This window comes from Nocardioides turkmenicus, assembly GCF_011045035.1.
Taxonomy (GTDB): Bacteria; Actinomycetota; Actinomycetes; order Propionibacteriales; family Nocardioidaceae; genus Nocardioides; species Nocardioides turkmenicus.
On the sequence record NZ_JAALAA010000007.1, the window covers coordinates 218,853 to 238,182 of the forward strand.

12 protein-coding genes and 2 pseudogenes are annotated in these 19,330 nt (G+C 64.8%); 8 read left to right on the forward strand and 6 right to left on the reverse strand.

Annotation, left to right across the window (positions count from 1 at the left end):
* Window positions 1-46: 46 nt before the first annotated feature.
* The 8 genes and pseudogenes from G5C66_RS10560 to G5C66_RS10595 all read left to right on the forward strand — a co-directional run bounded on the left by G5C66_RS10560 (window position 47) and on the right by G5C66_RS10595 (window position 8,351).
* Window positions 47-1,801, forward strand: coding sequence for a glycoside hydrolase family 35 protein (locus G5C66_RS10560; RefSeq protein WP_165110903.1), 1,755 nt, complete (start codon window positions 47-49; stop codon window positions 1,799-1,801).
* A gap of 31 nt (window positions 1,802-1,832) precedes the next feature.
* Window positions 1,833-1,985 (forward strand): annotated as a pseudogene (locus G5C66_RS25935) (DUF255 domain-containing protein); the annotation flags it as partial.
* 207 nt (window positions 1,986-2,192) lie between these two features.
* Window positions 2,193-2,480, forward strand: a complete 288-nt coding sequence (locus G5C66_RS25940) for a hypothetical protein (protein WP_165110737.1) — start codon at window positions 2,193-2,195, stop codon at window positions 2,478-2,480.
* Between the two features lie 115 nt (window positions 2,481-2,595).
* A complete protein-coding gene (locus G5C66_RS10575) occupies window positions 2,596-3,078 on the forward strand; it encodes a DUF4365 domain-containing protein (protein ID WP_165110904.1) in 483 nt (160 codons plus the stop codon).
* The gene (locus G5C66_RS10580) at window positions 3,075-4,229 is read left to right on the forward strand and encodes a hypothetical protein (protein ID WP_165110905.1); all 1,155 of its coding nucleotides are present in this window, start codon (window positions 3,075-3,077) and stop codon (window positions 4,227-4,229) included. Before G5C66_RS10575 ends, G5C66_RS10580 begins: the two co-directional genes overlap by 4 nt.
* Window positions 4,230-4,451: 222 nt before the next feature.
* Window positions 4,452-4,835, forward strand: coding sequence for a hypothetical protein (locus tag G5C66_RS10585; protein WP_165110906.1), 384 nt, complete (start codon window positions 4,452-4,454; stop codon window positions 4,833-4,835).
* A 76-nt stretch (window positions 4,836-4,911) separates the two neighbouring features.
* Complete coding sequence (locus G5C66_RS10590) at window positions 4,912-6,369, forward strand: ATP-binding protein (protein WP_206443934.1); 1,458 nt, start codon at window positions 4,912-4,914, stop codon at window positions 6,367-6,369.
* Entirely contained in the window at window positions 6,366-8,351 is a 1,986-nt protein-coding gene (locus G5C66_RS10595; RefSeq protein WP_165110907.1) for a Druantia anti-phage system protein DruA, read from the forward strand. Before G5C66_RS10590 ends, G5C66_RS10595 begins: the two co-directional genes overlap by 4 nt.
* On the opposite strand, the gene G5C66_RS25945 is transcribed toward G5C66_RS10595, so the two are convergent.
* From G5C66_RS25945 to G5C66_RS10620, 6 genes and pseudogenes are all read right to left on the reverse strand, one after another.
* Window positions 8,352-8,489 carry a hypothetical protein gene (locus G5C66_RS25945; RefSeq protein ID WP_241248399.1) on the reverse strand — a complete coding sequence of 46 codons (138 nt, stop codon included), beginning with the start codon at window positions 8,487-8,489 and terminating at the stop codon, window positions 8,352-8,354.
* Between the two features lie 206 nt (window positions 8,490-8,695).
* Window positions 8,696-8,962, reverse strand: a pseudogene (locus G5C66_RS27085) (PD-(D/E)XK nuclease family protein); the annotation flags it as partial.
* A gap of 46 nt (window positions 8,963-9,008) precedes the next feature.
* Window positions 9,009-9,548 carry a PD-(D/E)XK nuclease family protein gene (locus G5C66_RS10605; RefSeq protein ID WP_165110909.1) on the reverse strand — a complete coding sequence of 180 codons (540 nt, stop codon included), beginning with the start codon at window positions 9,546-9,548 and terminating at the stop codon, window positions 9,009-9,011.
* A gap of 28 nt (window positions 9,549-9,576) precedes the next feature.
* Window positions 9,577-15,183, reverse strand: coding sequence for a DEAD/DEAH box helicase (locus tag G5C66_RS10610; RefSeq protein ID WP_165110910.1), 5,607 nt, complete (start codon window positions 15,181-15,183; stop codon window positions 9,577-9,579).
* A 2-nt stretch (window positions 15,184-15,185) separates the two neighbouring features.
* On the reverse strand, window positions 15,186-16,259 hold the full coding sequence (locus G5C66_RS10615; protein ID WP_165110911.1) for a hypothetical protein: 1,074 nt from the start codon (window positions 16,257-16,259) through the stop codon (window positions 15,186-15,188).
* The gene (locus G5C66_RS10620; RefSeq protein WP_165110912.1) at window positions 16,256-18,955 is read right to left on the reverse strand and encodes a hypothetical protein; all 2,700 of its coding nucleotides are present in this window, start codon (window positions 18,953-18,955) and stop codon (window positions 16,256-16,258) included. Before G5C66_RS10620 ends, G5C66_RS10615 begins: the two co-directional genes overlap by 4 nt.
* Between the last annotated feature and the right edge of the window lie 375 nt (window positions 18,956-19,330).

A 19,330-nucleotide genomic window follows, 5' to 3' on the forward strand; every position in this document is an offset into this window, starting at 1 on the left:
CGCACATCGCGGAGCGGCGGCTGTCCGTTGCCCACGAGAGGCAGGTATGCCCGAGTTCACGATCGGCGAGTCCGACTTCCTTCTCGACGGTGAGCCGTTCCGGATCCTCTCCGGTGCGCTGCACTACTTCCGGGTCCACCCCGACCACTGGGCGGACCGGATCGAGAAAGCCCGGCTGATGGGCCTCAACACCATCGAGACCTACGTGCCGTGGAACGCCCACAGCCCCCGGCCTGGCGTCTTCGACACCGACGGCATCCTCGACCTGCCGCGGTTCCTCCGCCTGGTGGGGGAGGCAGGCATGTACGCGATCGTGCGTCCGGGGCCGTTCATCTGCGCGGAGTGGGACAACGGCGGGCTGCCACCCTGGCTGTTCCGGGAGCCGGGCGTCGGGATCCGCCGCCACGAGCCGCGCTTCCTCGGCGAGGTCGAGAAGTACCTCCACCAGGTCTCGGCGCTCGTACGCCCGCACCAGGTCGACCAGGGCGGACCCGTGCTGTTGGTCCAGGTGGAGAACGAGTACGGCGCGTATGGCGACGACCGGGACTACCTCCGTGCCCTCGTGGAGATGATCCGTGGAGCCGGCATCGGCGTGCCGCTGGTCACCGTGGACCAGCCCGTCGATGCCATGCTCGCCGCCGGCGGAATCGACGGCGTGCTGCGTACCAGCTCCTTCGGGTCGGACAGCGTGAACCGCTTGCGTACCCTCCGCGACCACCAGCCGACCGGGCCGCTGATGTGCATGGAGTTCTGGGACGGCTGGTTCGACCACTGGGGAGGCATCCACCACGCCACCGGCGTCGAACAGGCCGCCGCGGAGCTCGACGCCTTGCTCGCGGCCGGCGCCTCGGTCAACGTCTACATGTTCCACGGCGGCACGAACTTCGGCCTGACCAGCGGTGCCAACGACAAGGGGACCTACCGGCCGACGGTGACGTCGTACGACTACGACGCGCCCCTGGACGAGGCCGGGAACCCGACGGCGAAGTACTTCGCGTTCCGCGAGGTCATCTCCCGTCATGCGCCGGTTCCGGCCGAGGTCCCGGCCTTGGCCGGTCCCGCGCCCGAGCAGACGGTGGAACTGGGCGAGCCGGTCCGGCTGCTCGACGACCCGGCGCGCTGGGGCACCTGGAGCAGCTGGGAGTCGCTGCCGGTCCTGGACGAGCTGGAGACGGACACTCGTCTGGCCGTCTACCGGACCGAGCTGCCGGGCGACGGCCCGGGGGTCCTCACCCTCGGCGAGGTCCGCGACCGCGCCGCCGTCCTCCTCGACGGCGCTCCCGTCGGCATCCTCGAGCGGGAGCACCACGAGCGGGCGATCGCGCTCCCGCGTGGGCGCGGCCGGCTGGAGCTGGTCGTCGAGGACCAGGGCCGGGTCAACTACGGCGCCCGCATCGGCGAGCACAAGGGGTTGGTCGGGCCGGCTCTGCTCGATGGGGTGCCGCTCACTGGTTGGGAGGTCCTGGCAATCGACCTCGACCGGCTGCCACGCCTGTGGGAGACAGGCTCCTCCGACGGCGGTGGCGCCGGGGTCGGGCCCACCGCGTGGCGCGCGCACTTCTCGGCCGAGCCCGACGTCGACCTCTTCCTCGACACCACCGCCTGGGGCAAGGGCATCGCCTGGGTCAACGGCTTCTGCCTGGGCCGCTACTGGCGACGCGGGCCGCAGCACACCCTCTTCGTGCCCGGCCCGGTGATCCGGCCCGGTCACAACGAGCTCGTCGTCCTCGAGCTCGACGTCCTCGCCGATCCGACGGCCCGGTTCGTCGCCGGCCCGTGCCTGGGGCCGCTCGAGGACTGAGCCCCGCTTGGTCCTGCGGGATCATGGACCCATGAACCGACTTGGCGCCGCGACGAGCCCGTATCTCCAGCAACACAAGGACAATCCCGTCGACTGGTGGGAGTGGTCGCCCGAGGCGTTCGAGGAGGCGAGGAGGCGATACATTCCTGTCATTCTCTCCATCGGCTATGCCGCCTGTCACTGGTGCCACGTGACACTCTCGCCCCGCATGGCGAGGCCTGCTGACGTCGATTTACGCTCCGTGACGTGCCGATTCGTGCCGCTCGATGCCACCTCGGCTGCCCTGTACGGCGAAATTCCTGACCCAAATTCGTGTCCCGATCGCCACCTATGGCGTCGATCGAGTCGCAGACACCAGTGCTGGCTCCGGGTTGGTGGCACGGTAGGCACCATGGACCGACAGGAAGCCTGGGAGGCCGCCCAGACGTACACGTGGGAGCAGGACATGAGGCGGGGAGACTGGGCGACGCAGCGCACCGCAAAGATGCCCGAACCTCCCTGGCCGAGCCCGGAGAACCCCATACTCGAGGCGCTCCTTCAGGATGCTCGCAAGAACGTCGCCGACGGCATGTCGGTCGACCTCGCGATGCTCCAGCTTGCGACGCACTGCTGGTTCGAGGGCGGCATCGAGGGCTACGACCGAGGACAGGGCGACGCGAGGTCCGAGACAGCGCCGTAGCCAACCACCGTCCATGGAATCGCCGCGGGTGATCTCATCGCGACGATGGCGCATTGTGGTGACAGAACGGTTGAATCGCCAACGCAGGTGTCCAGCCCCCGCTATGTTTCCAGACGTGACTGATGCCGCGCCGAAGCAGAAGGAGCGGTACAGCCGGGCGTGGGTCATTGCGGCTGCGGCAGGGGCGAACTTCACATACGAGATCGTTGCAGACGACGAGCGCGGCGTTGATATGACTGTGACGTCGGATCTTCATGTACTTGACTTTCAGCTAAAGGCGACGAGCCATCCGGAGATCCAGGGTGGTTGTCTTGTGCATGACTTGGATGTCAGGACCTACAACCTTCTGCGTGCCAAGCAGCGCTCGGGGTACGGCGTGCTTGCCCTCATCGTCGTTGATGGCGAGCCAGAGCAATGGGTCTCTCTTGACGAGCACCGCACGGTACTTACCCGCTGTGCGTACTTCCTCCCGCTTCATGGGGCTCCGGAAACCCCAAATGACGTGACCGTGAGACTGAAGGTGCCCCTGGAGAACCGCCTGACCATCGAGGCAATGCGGCGATTGATGGCAGACTCAGCGGCAAGGTGGTCGTCATGACCGACGGGTACGCCGCCGAGGTCGCCGGCGGCGCTACGCCGACCGACGTGACGGCATGGCTTCGCTGGCGAGGATGGCGCCAGACTGGACGGTTGGGGGACGTTGCTTCCCGGTGGAAATCGGATCGTCACACGGTCGTTGTCCCCCTTCTGGTAGAGGCTCCCGACTTCGGACTGCGGTGGGCGGAGATGCTCCGTTCCCTGAGTGCGGCAGCGGGAACGGACGAGGCCGGAGTCGTGCTGGCGATCACGAAGTCCGGCTCCGACATCACGGAGTTGCGTGCGGTCGGCGCCCGGTCGATTGACGACTCGATGCCCCTCCACGATGCCCAGACGCTTATAGCCGAGGCGCATCGAGCGCTCCTTGCCTCGGCTAATGCTGCGATCCAGCCGAGGAGCTATTTCGGCCACAGCATTCCCGAACGCGCGCGGGACTACTCCCGCCAGGTTCGGATGGGCCAGACGAGGCGCGGCAGCTACATCATCCCAATCATCAGTCGGATTCCGATCCTCGCGGCAGAAGACGCGGACGATGAGCCACTGTTCGCGGGAGACTTCTCGCTGCCGTTCGCGCGGCTCGCGATGCTGCGTTTCGCCCAGGGCCTGACCACCCTGGGGGAGATGGCGTACGGCGAGAGCGTGCCCGGGCGGCGCGAGATGAACGAGGCGGTAGACGCCGGGGTCTCGTACGAACTGTGCGATGCCGTGGCCAAGACACTTCGCACGGAGAGCATCGACGAGCTTGATGTCTCGTTCACATGGGCCGAGAGGCTTCCTGCTCCGGGCGCACCAGCCCGGGTAGGGATTGAGCAGGAGGCCGTTCCTGTGATCCAGCGGATGTCGGAGTACTTGAAGGGCGAACGCATCGTCGGCACACAGACGATCGTTGGGTATGTAAAGGCCCTGCTTCGCGGCGAGGACGACGAGAACGGCAAGGTGACGGTCCGCGCAGTCGACAACGACAAGGCCCGCGACATCACGATGAGACTGGATCCGGACTCGTACGACGTTGCCGTCCATGCGAACAACGAGCGCAAACTTGTTTCTGTCACGGGAGAGTTGGAGCGGGATCCAGGCGGTACCCCAAGGTTCCTCAGCGTGGCCGAGGTGCGTCTGTTGGAGCCGCCGGACCCGGGGCTGCCCATTGAGTAGCAAAGTTGGCGAGGGGGCCTCAAGAACTCTGCATTTCCACCCTGGCGGTCTTCACGCCCCTCATGTGGTTGAAATCGAAACTTTCCCGTGGTGGCAGTTTCTCTGGAGAGCGTTGGTGAGCCAGGTGAGGAAGGAACCTCGGAGGAGGTGGTCAGGCCGACGGCTGTGACGGTACTGGTACCGCTGGTGTGGTCGGATCGGAGGCCTGCGAGGATGGGGCCTATGCCCGCCCTTCAGACTGCGGACGAGATCGAGGCGATCTTGGCCCGTCTTCATGGACGATCGATCGGCGCCCTTCAGGTTCTTGGAATCAATTCGCTGAAGTCGGTCGATCCGATGCCGGATGCGCTCACCGGTGCTGTGGTCATCTCCTCGCAAGTCTCTGGGCGACTCCTGCGGTTGACGACCGATGGGTTCGAAGTGAACGTCGACCTTCAGCGAACTGGCCGCGTCGTCTGGCTCAAGGTGGCGAAGCCGTACGACATGGCTGCAGGAACGGCCCGGCCAACCGTGCGCCTCATACTGGAGGACGGGGATGGCCTCGATCTAACTGAGCCGGCCAAGACCAAACGGATCACAGTCAGGATCCTGCGTCGCGCTCGCTAAGACGGTCGAGGGTCGGTGGCTTGTTTTCAGGGTGCTCCAGCAGCTACCCTGAGCGCTCAATGCACAGGAACGAGGGATGAGCATGAGACGCCGACATGAGCAGTCCGCCGATCTCGTAGTGCCAGCGAACTTCATCCGTGCTGTTCGTGAGTCGGGGTACCTGAGTATCTCAACTGCCTTGGCCGAACTAGTGGACAATTCCCTCCAGGCTGGCGCCGCCAACGTTGCCATAGATGTCAGAATGAGCGGCCAAGAAGGTCTCCCTGAGATCAGTGTGGTGGATGATGGCGATGGAATGTCACCGAGCGATCTTGAGGCCTGCCTCCGATTTGGTGGGTCGTCTCGCTTCGATGCGCGGCAGTCGTTCGGACGGTTCGGGATGGGACTTCCGGCAGCGAGCCTGAGTCAAGCGAGGCGCGCCGAGGTGACATCGTGGCAGGGCGGCAACCCGAAGTACCGAGTGACACTCGATGTCGATGAGGTTGCGACTGGTGCCGAGCCCGCCCTTGTTGCGGCGCAGGTGGGACCAAGTTCAACGGTGGCGGGAACCTGCGTTAGATGGCTTCAGTGTGATCGGATCGAATATCGCCGTCTCGCGTGGTTGGAGAGGGCTCTGCGACGTGATCTGGGTCGAATGTACCGACGTTTCCTGGGAGATGGTCTGCGTCTGACAATCAATGACACCATCGTTCCACCGGTCGACCCGCTGCTTCTCGAAAGCAGGGTGGACGGAGCCAGCGCTGCCCTAGCCTTCGAACCGCTCCGCTACGAGTTGGAGACCGAAAGTGGTGACACATCGATCGTCATCGTGCGGTTCAGCGTGTTGCCTGTGCACCGCTGGCATCAACTCAACAATGTCACAAAGCGGCGAGCTGGCATCGTCGGAGGTGGCGGTGTTTCCGTTCTACGGGCGGGACGCGAGATTGCTAATGGCTGGCATCTCATGGGCGGCAAGCGTCGGGAGAACTACGACGATTGGTGGCGCTGCGAGATCGAGTTCGACCCGATCCTCGATGAGCACTTCGGCATAACGATCAACAAGCAGGGTATCCGGCCGTCCGCGGCTCTTCGCGAGGCAATCGAGCCGGAGCTTGAGTCCATCGCCCGGCTGTTGAACGCACGAGTTCGTCGAGCCTTCGAGGATGTGAAGTTCCAGGCCGCTGCAGAGAAATCCTGCCGCATCGCGGCGGCTGCTGATCCAGATCTGCCGTTGATCCCATCTCGGGGGGGCAGCGGGTCTCTCCGATACCAGATCGCCTCCGAGGCGCTGCCGATGACTGTGATGTTTAAGTCGCACCTAGCACGCCGGACACTCGATCTCACGATTAACGCTGATCACCCAGCCTTTGTGGCGCTGTACCAACCGCTGCAAGGAATCGAGGGCGACGCAGCGGCGAACCTGCGGACGTCGATCGAACTCCTCCTGTTGTCCTTTGCCCGGAGCGCGGCGCAGTTGGAGCGCGACGGCCATCATGTCGACGACCTACTTGAAACGTGGAGCGCCACGTATGGACGGATGTTGCAGAAGTCATGACCGATGACGCGAGGTATATCCCGCTGGTGTTGCCAGCGGGGGCGACGACCAATGAGCGGCGGGGGTTCATCCGTCTGTGCACCCTGCTATCCCGAGCGCAGCTCGATCCCCGGGTCGCCGTCGATCACGACTTCTGGATCACCGCAGCTGACCTGGGCGACCTCTACAACAAGCCGCGACTGGCAGCTGCATCACACACGTTGATCGATCTCGTCGACCAGGGCTGGATCATTCAGGTCGACAGGCTTGGTGCGTTACTGAGTCCTCCTAGCGTGCACATCGATCGTGAGGCGGAGAAGGCGCGCATCCGGCGCCAAGAGCATATCCGGCGTGACGCCCAGCTTCGTCAGCCCAGCGTGCGGCGCTTCGTCGCGAGCATGGAACGCTCGCACCAACACGGTGGTCGCCTCGTGTCGATCTTCAATCTGATGCGAGACGGGCGTGAGCTCGCGGATGCGCTGACAAGCGCGGGCGATGCGTCGGAGGCCATCCAGCCGTACGTGCAGATCGTTGACAGTTCCCTCAAGTGCGAATTGACCGGCTTCAACCTGCATGACATCTGGCGGTATTTCCGCCACACCTGGTCCAACGCATACTCAACGGTCCCCGGTCGATCGATGCCGATCTTGATCCGGGACGCCGCCACTGAGTTTCACTCCGTGATCGGGCTGGCCGCGATCTCCAGCCCGGTCGTGCAGATCGCCGAGCGTGACACCTGGATGGGCTGGGACACCAAGCAGTTCGTCGCCGACGCGCAGGCTGCACCAACTGACAAGATTGCCCGCTGGCTCGCCAGGCGGATCAAGATGCAGCGGCTGGAGATCTACGTCGATGACCTGCTCCGCGATGGCGTGCTCCAGCCGAACGACCTCAAGAGCCCGACGCCGGATGTCGCGGCTCGCCTGCGAGCCGATGCGGAACGTCATCGAGCGAAGCACCACCGCGGTGGCCCAGTCCGCGCGGTACGCAATATCGAGACGGACGCCTGGGCTGAGCGTGCTGAAACGCCGCTGTTCCGGTCAAAGCGCTCTGCGCTGCTCGCGGAGACCCTTGAGATCCAAGGCCTGCTTGGCGCCTACCTCGGAGCCAACCCGTCGGCCTCCAGGCTGCGGGAAGCGCTCGCCGATCCCAAGGCCAGGACGCAGATCGGCCGGATCGCTCGGCGAGCGCGTGGTGAACGGGTCGGTACTGTGATTGCTGATCTCACCGTCTGCGGCGCGGTCGCTCCGTACAACGCTCTGGCGGCTGGCAAACTGGTCGGCGCATTGGCTGTATCGCCGACCGTCCTGGCTGCATACCGGGCCAAGTACGCACGGCCGAGTGAGATTGCCTCCGCGATGGCGGGGCGCCCGATCACACGCGAGGCTCGGCTCTCGTTTGTGGGGACGACTTCGCTGTATGGAACGGGATCCAGCCAGTACAACCGACTGTTCTGGCCGGCTTCGGCCATGGGCGGTCCGGAGAACCAGCGAATGGGGTTCCATGAGCTTGGCCGCTCTAGATCGTTCGGGACGTCCCACTTCTCCGATGCGACAGTCGAAGCGTTGGTCAGGCTCTCGGAGCAGACCGGAGGCCTCACTCGCGTCAACAGTCTGTTCGGTGAGGGCGTGAGTCCACGTCTTCGCAAGGTGCGCCTTGGCCTCGCGGCGCTCGGATGGCCCACCAACGAACTGCTCAAGCACGGGCGGGAGCGAATCCTGTACGGGGTGCCGCTCGTCGAGAACGTGCGCGACTACTCTCTCGGTATTGACACGGAGCCCGACTACCTGCTCGATCCTGAGCCCACCGACGCTGGCGAGTCTGTCGCTCGATGGTGGCTGGAACGATGGGCGGTGAGACGCGCGGCTCAGGAGCACGTGGTGGCGACCATGAGAAGCCACCGGCTAGTGCGCCCCGTCCGACACGGTGCTCGCGTTCCCCTGCCGGTATCCGACGCCGATGAGCAACCGCCCTTCGCTGCGGATCACCAGGCGCAGGCGTAGTTACGAGAACACCGGGTACCACTCCGACGTGCTCACCATCGAGATGACGAGCCGGTCATCCTTGTCCGGGTCGATGGTTCGGCGAACGCCGAGCAGCAGGATTCGGGCGCCCTGCGGGAACGGCACATTCGTCTCCACGGTTCGCACCAAGACCTCGGCGGCCGAGTTGGTGGCCTCGAGATACCAGCTTCGGGTTCCGTGCGGGCGAAGGGCGCGTCCTTCGAAGTCGAACCACTCCTCCGTGCTGGCTCTGAGACGGCAGGCGGGATGGTCGGCCAGTAGACGTCACAAAGGTGCTTGACCTGGCAGAACTGGCAGCCCTCTGGACTGGGGGTTGCCATCGGAGACGCTGTCTCAGTGTTGGCATTGGCTGCGGCGACCCGGGTGACGGTTGAGCTTTCCAAGGCGCTCAACCCCGCTTGGTCGAGCGGCTCCACGGCACGCGTGCGTGATGGGTAGGCAACTTCGAGCCTGGTTGCTGGTCGACCCTCAGGGTTGGTCTGGTCATCGAGATGCCAGAGCAGCGCGTAGAGCCGAACCTGATTGTCATGATCGGCGTCTTCCTCGCCCGTCTTGAAGTCGATAACCGTGACATCAGCATCGTCTATCACCAACAGGTCGATGCGCCCGGTCAGCCGCAACGCGTCTGAGCAGACTTCACGCTCGGCATGGATGCCAGGGGTCGCAGGCAACCGCTGCGACTTCGGCTTGCCCGACGCTGATCCGTCTCCCGTCGATGCACCTTTGACCAGCAGGCAATGCGCCTAGTCCAAGGAAGACCGTGACCTGGTCACCGGCCTGTGGCGTGCGGCGGATCAACTCCTCCCGCACCCGCTCGATCCGATCAAGGCCGACCCTAGGATTGTCGGCGAACCGAGCCAACTGGTGCTCGATCTCCTTCACGACGATCCCACGCCAGCCGCCCTGGTCACCGAGGACACTGATGACGGCGCCCGGAGTGGCGGACTCAATGCCGGCGTCGGCCAGCGCCTGCGCCAGGCGCTCGACGACGCCGTGGACGACGTTCCCGAAGATCGCCGCGATTACCGGCAACGACGGATAACCCCGGCGACCCCAGAGGTCCGGGTAGGTCGCACGCGAGAGCATCCAGCGGCGAGGGCAGACCTCCATCTCCTTGAGCGACGAGTAGCTCCAAAGCGCGGGCGTCGTCGGCCAATGACCCCAGATGCCCGGCACGTCAGTGTCGAACGGGCGCCCTCCGTCGTCACCGCACAAACTCCCGCACCTCACGCGACGCGCTTGGCAGGTTCCGAGCGATGATCAGGTCGTCGACCAGCTTGACCCGCTCGAATGTCTCCTGATGGACCCGGTGCAGTTCGAGTGTCGGGGCGACATCAGGCGTCAGCGGTCCATGGATTCCGATAAGTGCCCGCTGGCCGCTCGGCTTGGTAGCGAGAATCGGGACGGCGACCTTGCCGATGCCCTCGACGCTCACCGTGGCGTTGCGCTCGAACTCGACGCCGTCGATGCCAGACTGAACCAGATCCTCGTAAAGCCGGTCTGCGGAACGGTCGAGACGCTGCTGCGACAGCGTCGGGAGGGTTCCGTCGATCAGGTAGCGCAGAAGACTGGCGCCGACGTGACGGTCGAACTGGGTGTGTTCGAAACGGTTGCGGAAGCTCCGCAGACACCGGTAACAGGACTCCTCGCAGTCGGCCGGGCACTCTTCGAGCCGCTCGAGGGCGAGCCTGAAGAGGTCAGGACCGAGCTTGCCGGCCTGCTCGGTGAAGCCCGCCCCGCCGGCGAGCGTGTCGTACAGGTAGATCTCTGCTTCGCGCCCGTGACCGCCCAGTGGCGACAGCGCCGGCCGGAACTCCGCTTGCAACTCGCTCGCTTCGATCTCCAGCGCCTTGGTCGCGGCGATGGTGAGCGCCTCCGCGACGGTGCGCAAGGCCACCTGCGAGGACAGGTACGACGGTCGCAGAGTCACAGGATCGGAGACCGCCAGCCGAATGAGGAGTACATCTGAGTAAAAGTCCGTCCCGAGCACCAAGCCACGCGAAGCGCGGCCGCCCGGGCACATCGCATCCTTCGGGTCCGTCGGGAATGGCTTCGGGTGCGTCCCCGCGAGGAGGGGCGTCGGCATCGCTGTCGGTTCGATGAGACCGCACCAGGTGCAGTACGTGTATCCCTCGTTTCGCGGTCCGGTGTTCGAGACCAACAGGGGCCGACGTCCAAAGTTCTGGTGAACCCGCTCGGTCACCTTCTCCCACAACGAATCATCCTCCGGCCCGCTGGCAATGAGCTTCGCTCGAGTCGCGTACGAAATCGCCGGGGCGTCGTCTGGGCTCGTGCCAGGCGGCTCTGAGATCGGGTGCGCGAAGCCGGGTGGCCGCAGCCAGTTCATGCCGGGCCCGAATCGCTCACCCTTGCAGGCCGGGCAGAAGTCCGTCCGGCCACGGTCTGTCTGCTCCCAGGCGATGAGCGTGGCGTAGTGGCAGTCCTGGCACTCGAAGTACATGAGACGGTCGCGCCAGGCATCCGTGAGTTCACCTCGCATAGGCGAGTAGAGCGCAGACGAAGTCCACTCACGCTTGTCCACCCAGACGACCTTGCCGGGCGCGTACTGGCTCAGCGCGACGCTCAGCCCCTGGCTGGGTGCGTACTGGAACACCGGCCGGAAGGCACTCGACCGACCCTCGTCGAAGATGTGGAAGCTGACGACGTCCGTCGGGAAGGCGTAGCGCGGCAGGATCCCCTTGTAGAGGAGTCGGTCAAGGAGCTTCGTGCGGGCACGCTGTGAGCTGAGGTCTTCGCCGCCGTCCTCCGAGGGGATATCGCTATCCCCGTCACCCTCGCTGTCGCCGTCGGTGCTGTCTTCCTCGCCGGTGTCATCGGCGTCGGCTGTCGGCCCGGCTTCTTTTTCATCATCCGAGCCGGTGGTGTTGCCGTCGTTGGCCGCAACGTCCAACGCCTCATCGATGCCACCGAGCGTCGCCTTGATCAGCCCATCGAGAACCTCGTCCCGGGCACCGTCGGTGATCTCATCCGGAAGCCAGCCATCAACCTCCGCGCGAAGCTTCGACTCGTTCGCAACGAGCCACTTCTCGAAGTCTGTGCGGTTGAGGGTCGCTGTGTTCGACAAGAAGTCGGTCACCGAACCCAGCACCTCGAACAGGTTGGCCGGCATCGTCTCGGGGTCGAACGTCGTGACCCGATCCTGGTGGTAGCACTGAAGTAGGAATGCCGTCACGTGGCGCTTGGCGATCTCGATGTTGCTCATGGTCAGGATCGGGTCGGTGACCTCGCCGCTGATCATGTCCTTCGGCTCACGGAAGTAGTGATCGTCGTGCGTATCCGCGCTGCCGAAGGCGATGACGGTGGCGACGGCATTGCCACGACGGCCGGCACGACCAGCTCGCTGCTGGTAGTTGGCGCGCGAGGGCGGCATGTTCCGGAGAGCCACGCCGCTCAGGCTGCCAATGTCGATACCGACCTCCATGGTGGTCGTGCAGGACAGCAGGTCGATCGCGACTTCCGGCTGCTCGCCCGGAGCGGGTACCGCGATGTTGACGTCCTGGAACAGCAACTCGTACATCTCCGCCTTGGAGAAGATGTCATCCGTCTGTGACGAATTGAGCTGAGCGGTGTGCTCGGCCGCGACGAGACTCATGACTTCGCCGGGCGGTGTTGCCATCGCACGTTTCGAGCTCGCGCGGTAGTAGCCTTTCCGCGCGCTGAAGACCTCGTCCTCGTCCGGATTCAGCTCGCGCACCTTGTCGGCGCCGCACGAGACGCAGGTCTTCCGGCCAGGGAACGGCCGTTGAGTGAACCGGCACTTGTCGCAGTAACCCCACACAGGATCAATTTCGAGCGCGACGTTGCGGGCCTGCAGTTGGTACCTGTCGCCGGCCTTCTTACAGAACTTCCCTTGAAGGACCGGGAGCCATTCCTTCTCGAAGATCCTGCGTGCTTCCTTGGACGGCAGCCAATTCATCAGCTTGCTGAACTTGCCTGATGCCGCCTGGACCTTGGTGCCCTTCCAGTCTGCGCTCATGGCTGAGAACCAGATGCCCTGCCGCGTCCAGAGGGAAAGCCACATTCGGACGAGGGCCAGCTTCTCGTCGGGTGTCACGGCGACGCCCGGGATGTCGATGAGTTCGGCGAGGACTTCGTCGCGCAGGTTGCCGCGCTCACGGAGGGACGCCAGGCCGAGTGCAGCGAAGTTGTAGTACCGGCTCGTCAGCGTTGGGACGAGGTTGCGCAACAGCGACTGGGGCGGGTCGTCCTGGATCGAGTACAGCTGAATGAACTCGGCGGGATCCTTGAGCGCACCCTTGTCGATCGACTTCGACACCTGGGTGAATGCCGTGAAGTCCTCGGTGCCCGTCAGCTCCGGCCGCAGGCGAACGCCGAGCAGCTTCGCCCCTACCATGGCGGCTAGATACATGTTTTCCAAGCTCAGAGCCGGGGCTACCATCTGCTTCGACAGTTCGTCCCAGCCCTTCAGGACGATCGGCCGAACGGCGTCGCGGAGTGAGTAGTCCTGGACGTTCGGAGCCAGGCGGGCTGCGACCTGACGTGAGTCGGAGAAGGCCAGCACCTTGCGGCCGCGCAGGGGCGCGAAGTTGTCGGCAGCCTGCGGCCCTGGCGGCTGCACTTCGATCTGTCGGCTGACGAGAGCCTGGAAGGGCTGGTCACCCTTAGTCTGGTGATTCTGGACGCTGGTCCGGCCGAAGTTCGCCCGGTCGCCGCACACACCGCACGGGATGAACTCACCCGTGACCTTCGACTTCGTCGAGTCGTAATCGGCGCCCGTCGACTGCTCGCCGTGACGCGGGTAGCGCAGCCACACCTTCCGCCAGCGCTCGCCAAGGTCCTGGGGGTTGAGTCGGCCCGTGATGAGGTCGAGTTCTTGAAGCTGGGCGTGGTCGATGTCTTCGGATGGCTCCTCGAGCAGCAGGTCGATCGCCTGCAATTCGGACACTGGTCCTGAGGCCGCGTTGAAGGCGTGTCCCGGCTCCTGCCAGAGATAGGTCGGGTTCTCGGGGTCGTCAGTGTAGGCGCGGGCGTACGCCGTTCCGCACTGACGGCACGTGAAGAGTTCGAAGACCCGGGAGCCGCAATCGCAGGTCTGCTGCGGCTGCCCGTACATCGCTCCGATCGGGCCCTTAGGAATGCCGCCACGGTCGACGGTGCAGTCGGGATCGAGGCACGCCCACAGGCCTGGGAGGCCACGGAAGAACGCGTGGACGCGGCACGGCAGGAGCCCTGCTTCGTCATCACTCCGCCGAGCAGCGCTTCCGAGCGAGATCAGCGTCGAAGCAGCCTGGTCTGCGATGGTCGGGTCGACATCGGGAAACACGAGGGCGCCAAGCTCGCTGACCGGAATCGCCTTCTTCATCGTCTCGTTGACGAGCCGCGCCAGGGGCGGGAAGTCGCTGAGCGCGGCATGCAGCACCGCGCTGGAGGTTGCTCCGGCGTCAGCAGCAACGCCGCGGTAGGCGAGCAGGTCTGCCACGACATCGAGCCGCTTCTGGTCGTTCTCTGCGGCGTAATAGTCCTCCATCGCGATGCTTGCCAGCAGTTCGGCGTCAGCCTGAGAGCCGGGAGCATCAGGCGAGCGGAGGTCAAGATCGCCGGTCACCGCCTCGGCGAAGTCTGCGGCCTGCTTGCCGGTGAGGGCTGCGGCAAACTCACGCGCGTAGTCCTTGCTGGAGAACGACGCGCTGGTGGCAATGACCTGAACGCGCTCGGCTGAGATGCCAAGCCGAGCTCGGAGACGACGCAACAGCAAGGCGACCTCGGCCCCGGCAGCTCCGCGATAAAGGTGCGCCTCGTCAACGATCAAGAGGAACTTCTCGTCCGGGTTGTCCTGAAGCCACTGCCGCGTGGCGTCGAAGACGGGCCGCTCGAGCGGCCGCATCAGCATGTACTCCAACATGGAGTAGTTGGTGATCAGGACGTCGGGCGGCGACTTCAGAACTTCGTCGCGTGTCAGGAGTTCGGCGTCCTCGGGGCGCATGATCGCTCGGCGCGGCTGCTTCGTCTTGCGGTCGAACCAGTCGCCCGACCCGTACCAAGCGATCAGGTCCGGCTTGGCCGGCCACTTGCCGCGGGCCTTCAACTCCTTGATGAGTTGCTTCGACCGCTCCTGGCGCGGGGATCCGTCCTTGGCAGCTTCCTCAAGCAACTCGATGTAGTACTTCTTGATCGACTTGAGCCGGAGCCTGTCCTTCTTAGCGGTACGGACGCCGGGATACAGCGTGCGGCTCGTGTACCGCGCGAAACGAGCCGGTCGAGCAGCCCAGTCTGTGAACTGCTTCGTGACTCGCTCGTCCCCGAGGAGCAGCCGTAGACGGCCGAGTTGGTCGTTGACCAGCGCGTTCATCGGATACAGCACCAGCGCCCGCACCGCTGGCGTCGCGAACGTGTCGGGTCGGTTGGCGGCCTCTTCGGCGAGCTTGGCCAGCATCGGCAACAGGAACGACTCCGTCTTACCCGACCCGGTACCTGTCATGACAACGAGGCTTTTGCCGTCGCGGGCGGTCGCTTCTAGGGCAGTCGCCTGGTGGGTATACGGCGGATCGAACACCAATGGCTTCTGGCCGCCATCCTTCGAGGTCAGCACTGAGAAAAGGTCGTGGACGGCGCTATCGAGTTCGAGGTCGGCGAATCGGTTGCCCGGCGTGTAGCGGGGCGTGCTCTCCAAGAACGGCGCCTGGAACGTGTTTCCCGGCGCGTCAAGCAGCACCTGCCGCTGACGGATCAGGGACGGATGGCCGATGTGGTAGGTCGCTTCGATGTACTCACGAAGGGCCAAGCGGATCTCGCTGATCGTCTCGGCGATTGTCAGGGCACGCGTCGTCATACTTAGTGATCTTCCTTGAGAGCGGTCATCCAGAGGGATGCCGAAAGGAACTGCTGGGCGTCATCCACGGCGGCAGCAGGGAGGCAGTATGAGAACAGCGACTTCGGGCCCTTGGGTGCAGGCCAGCCGCTGATGGCGAGGTAGCGCTCCGCCCACGTAGGCAGTGGCGCGAAGAAGTCGAAGGTTGTGCCACCCTGCGCTCCCTGCCGCACGCGATATTGCTGCGGCGTGTTGTTGCCTGCGTCGAGGGCGGCTTGGATGCCTCGGGCGTCGTCCCACCCAGGCGCAACGTTCGAGTTGATAGGCAGGTCGAGAACGGCCTGAGGCACACCGACCGAGAGGTCGACGACGCACCAGATCGGTGCGCCGTAGGCCTGCGGTCGGCGACCGACGAAGAGTCCGTTGTCGTCGCTCGTCGGCTCTCGCCAGCGTCCCTTGTAGAACTGGATGACCTTGCCGGGATCGATGATCGACAGACCAGAGATCGCGCCGGGAGTTGCCTGCTCGGCAGAGAGCAGTCGATGGACCTCCTCGACAACATCTGAAGGCGCCTCACGCCGCGGTGCCTTCGTCCACTGTTCCCGAGTAAGCCGGTGAAGGCCAGCGGCGAGTAGGGCAGCCTCGCCGGAGGCTGGGTCGACGAGAACAGAGCGTGTGTGCGCGTCGTAGATCACCTCCAACTCGCTGCTCTCGTCCACGAGAGGTGCATTTCGTGGCCGGATGCCAAGGAGCAGGTACTCGCCCGCATGCTTCTCAACGAAGGAAGGCGGTCCGAGGAAGAGCTGTCGGGTGCGTCCTCCCGGCTGGCGCAGTTCGAGCAGGTCGCCCGATGTCACCAAGGCGTCGAGCGCGTCGGTGAGGGCGTCCCTTTCGAGCTGGCTCGACAGCGGAGCGAGGACATCACGCACGGCGTCGACGATCTGACGCGGCGACGCCGGACAGAGGAACGAGGCGGCCCGTCGCAGTGATGCGCACAGTCCTTCGAGCGAGAGGAGATCCACTCCCTGGTTATCGAGGCCTAGTATCTGTTCGGCGCTTGTGACGACCTCATCGCGCTCAACTCGTTGCACCGTCATCCCAGACCTCCTGCTACCTCGTCGGGCGTCCCGAGGACCGCAAATCGAGCGGCACGGAGAAGCACTGGAGAGGTAAGAACGCAGCGTATGTGCTGGTTCAGCTCGTCTTCATCCCAGTCGGCAACCTCCCCGGGTGCACTCGCCAGTTGGAGTAGAAACCGAGCGCCCTTCGCCCTGTTCGGCATGCCGCTGGACGCCGCCAGGTCCGCGATCGCGTCAGCGAAACCCACGATCAGCGCCTCCGGGCTGCTCCACTGCCATAGGCGGGATGCAATGGCCTGCGCCGCCGCCCACTGAGGCGCCGTATCCCCGACCAATCGCTGGGCCCGGTTCAAGTCCACATCCTCAGGGGCCAGCCCGGAGATCTGGTGCTCGAAGTGGGCCCACTTGCCCGGCGCCAGCATGACGGCCATGGCAGTCGTGATCGTCTGCAGCACATGTTGTTGGTCGCGCACGCCGAACGGGTGTGCCGGCAACTCGGCATCCGTCCAGCGACGGTGGTGCGTGATGAGGTTCCGGACCTCGGCCAACGACTTCGTACGCCCCGGCACGCGCGGCGTCGTAGCACCGATGCGAAGGAGTTGGTTCGGGTCTGGCGGCACGATCTGCCCTGTCGATTGACCACCGTTCGTTGCCCACAACAGTCCGCCGCGCGGAGGCGCCATAAACTCACCATCCAGCGAAAGCGTTTCCGCCGAGGTTGGGCGGTCCATCGAATAGAACTGGATGGACGCGGCGTCTCCATCGGTGCGGTCAATGAGCCGTGCGGTGTAGGTGCCGTTGTGACACTTGGCCAACACCCAGCGGAGGCCGCGGAAGCCACGTTCACACACGAGAGTGGCAAATCCGATGCCAGCACGACCAATCGCGAACTCAGCCAGGTCGGCCTCGTCGTAGTAGCGCGAAAGCTCAGGCGTCTGGCGCAGCTTGTCGAACTCACGCCGCCAGTCATCGACGGAAAGTGGAAGGTCGAGCGTGCGACGCAGGGTGGAACCGACTTGCCGCGCATCGCTATCACGGAGAGTGATCGCCAGCTCGGTGGAGGTTCCCTGGGGTCCGTCGATCTCGAGCACCGCCCGCCCACCCCAGAGCTCCGGCAAGCTCGGTTGTGCCGGTGAGGTGCGGAGCCGAATCCCTTCGCCCGCTGACATCCCTGCTGCCGGTGCCTGCGGATCACGAACGGCGACGCTCAGGGTTCCCCCTGCGTTGCGGCCGTCACCGTCCAGGTCACCCAACGCAACGACCACCTCGTGGGTGCCGACGGCAAGTCCCTCGAGGGAGAGAAACAGTTCGCTCTCACCCGGCGGCCAGTCCACGTAGTACGGATCGCCGTTGATGGTGAGTCGGCACTTCTTCGGGGCCTGCTCAGCGCGAATCATGACGAGCGCTGGCTCGCCCGCGAGCCACTCCGCGGTCCCCTCGCCGTCCCAGCCGCTCGCTGCGACGCCGACGGGCTGGATGGACAGGTCGGAAACCACCGAGAGCCCTGCCGTGACCAGCGCCTTGCAGTCAGAGTCAGAGAGAACGTCCGGCACGCGGAGGGAGTAGGCGGACACGCCCTCGGCGGCAATGCTGGCGGGCTCGCACCAGGCCACGTCGGGCGGACTCACACTCGGAGCAGCGATTAGGCAGTACAGCCCACCCGGACGCACGAACTTGCCCTTGACCTCCGTCGCGGGCTCACCCTGCTTGCGCCGGAAGACCCACCAAGGCCCTCGCGTAATGCGGCACTGATCGGCGATCAGCAGGTTCACTTGGGTGGAGGCGGTCTTCAACTGGAGGAACGGTTCAGTCGGAGACGGCCAGCGCGACAGTTCCACTGGTGCCATCGCATACATCAAGGCTCCGTTGCGGATGATCTCCTTAGAACCCGCGACTGAGGCACGGGAGTTGCGCAACTCGTCGTACACCATCGGCAAGGTGAGCTGAAGCGGCTTGAGGTCAGGAATCACGGCATAGGCGTGCCATGCACCGTTCTGCAGCTTCAGTTGCAGCCGTGGATCAGTAAGGGCCGCCGGCCGGCGCTCAGCACCCGTGCCGCTTCCTCCCGATGCGGCGCGCTGGAAGTTGCGGGTCCGAACCTTGCTCGCCGAGTGTCGGGCATCGTGGAGCCATCGTCGAGACTGCCGCTCACTATTGAGGCTCTCGATAAGTCGGTCCAGCGTGGACGACTCGATGTAGGGGGAGGGCTCGTCTTCGCCCGACAAAAGGAGTGCCACGGCGACATGGCCGAGCAGCGCGGTGTTCTGACAGAACTTCTCGAGGCGCTCGCCGTAGTACCGAGACCAGGAGTGCAGGCGAACGCCGAGTGCCTCGGGGTCATCGAGCAGGCCCGGCCACCCCGTGCGGTAGTCGTAGAGCATCCGGGCCAGTTGGACCTGGAGGTAACGCGGCAGCACGGCGTGAGTGATCGGCCAGGCGATCTTGCGAAACGTCGACGCCCAAGCACCCTGTGGAATCGCCCCGCCGTACTCCTTGGAGAATTTGCGGAACCAGCCACGTACCCGGTCGCGCTCGTATTCGCTGTCGATCCATTCTGGGGTGTTCTCGGCATAGATCGGCCAGAACTCGACGCCGTCATAGACGTAGCCGACCTCGGCCGCATGGACGGCGAACGGCAGCCAATGGTGGGTACTCGCTCGGGCGACGATACCTTCTCGATGCGCTGCGCGGACGCCCTGCTGGAGAAGAGTCACGTCGTCCGCCCTAAGGCCGTGCTCAAGAGCGAAAACAGGCGCCGACGGCTCGAGGTTCCGACGACGCTCGTGGAGGGCACAGAAGTGCCCGTCGAGGAGGTCGTGGAAGTACGCCAACGTCTCGGTCGTACTTCCTCTCTCAACCGTCACCACCGCGGTGTCCCTCCTTCCGCTCCGCCCCGCACACTCGTCGGGTGTCGTTGCAGTCTCCGGGTGGGATTGGTCGGGCGCGGCTGGTCGCACCGTCTGGCCACCGAGCCAGCCTCGACTCCTGCCCCAGGACTTGTCAGCACAACATCGACCATAGAGATTCGCACCGACAATTTTGCTCGGATTCATGTCGCCCCGGGGAACTCGTCATCAGATTTGGGGATC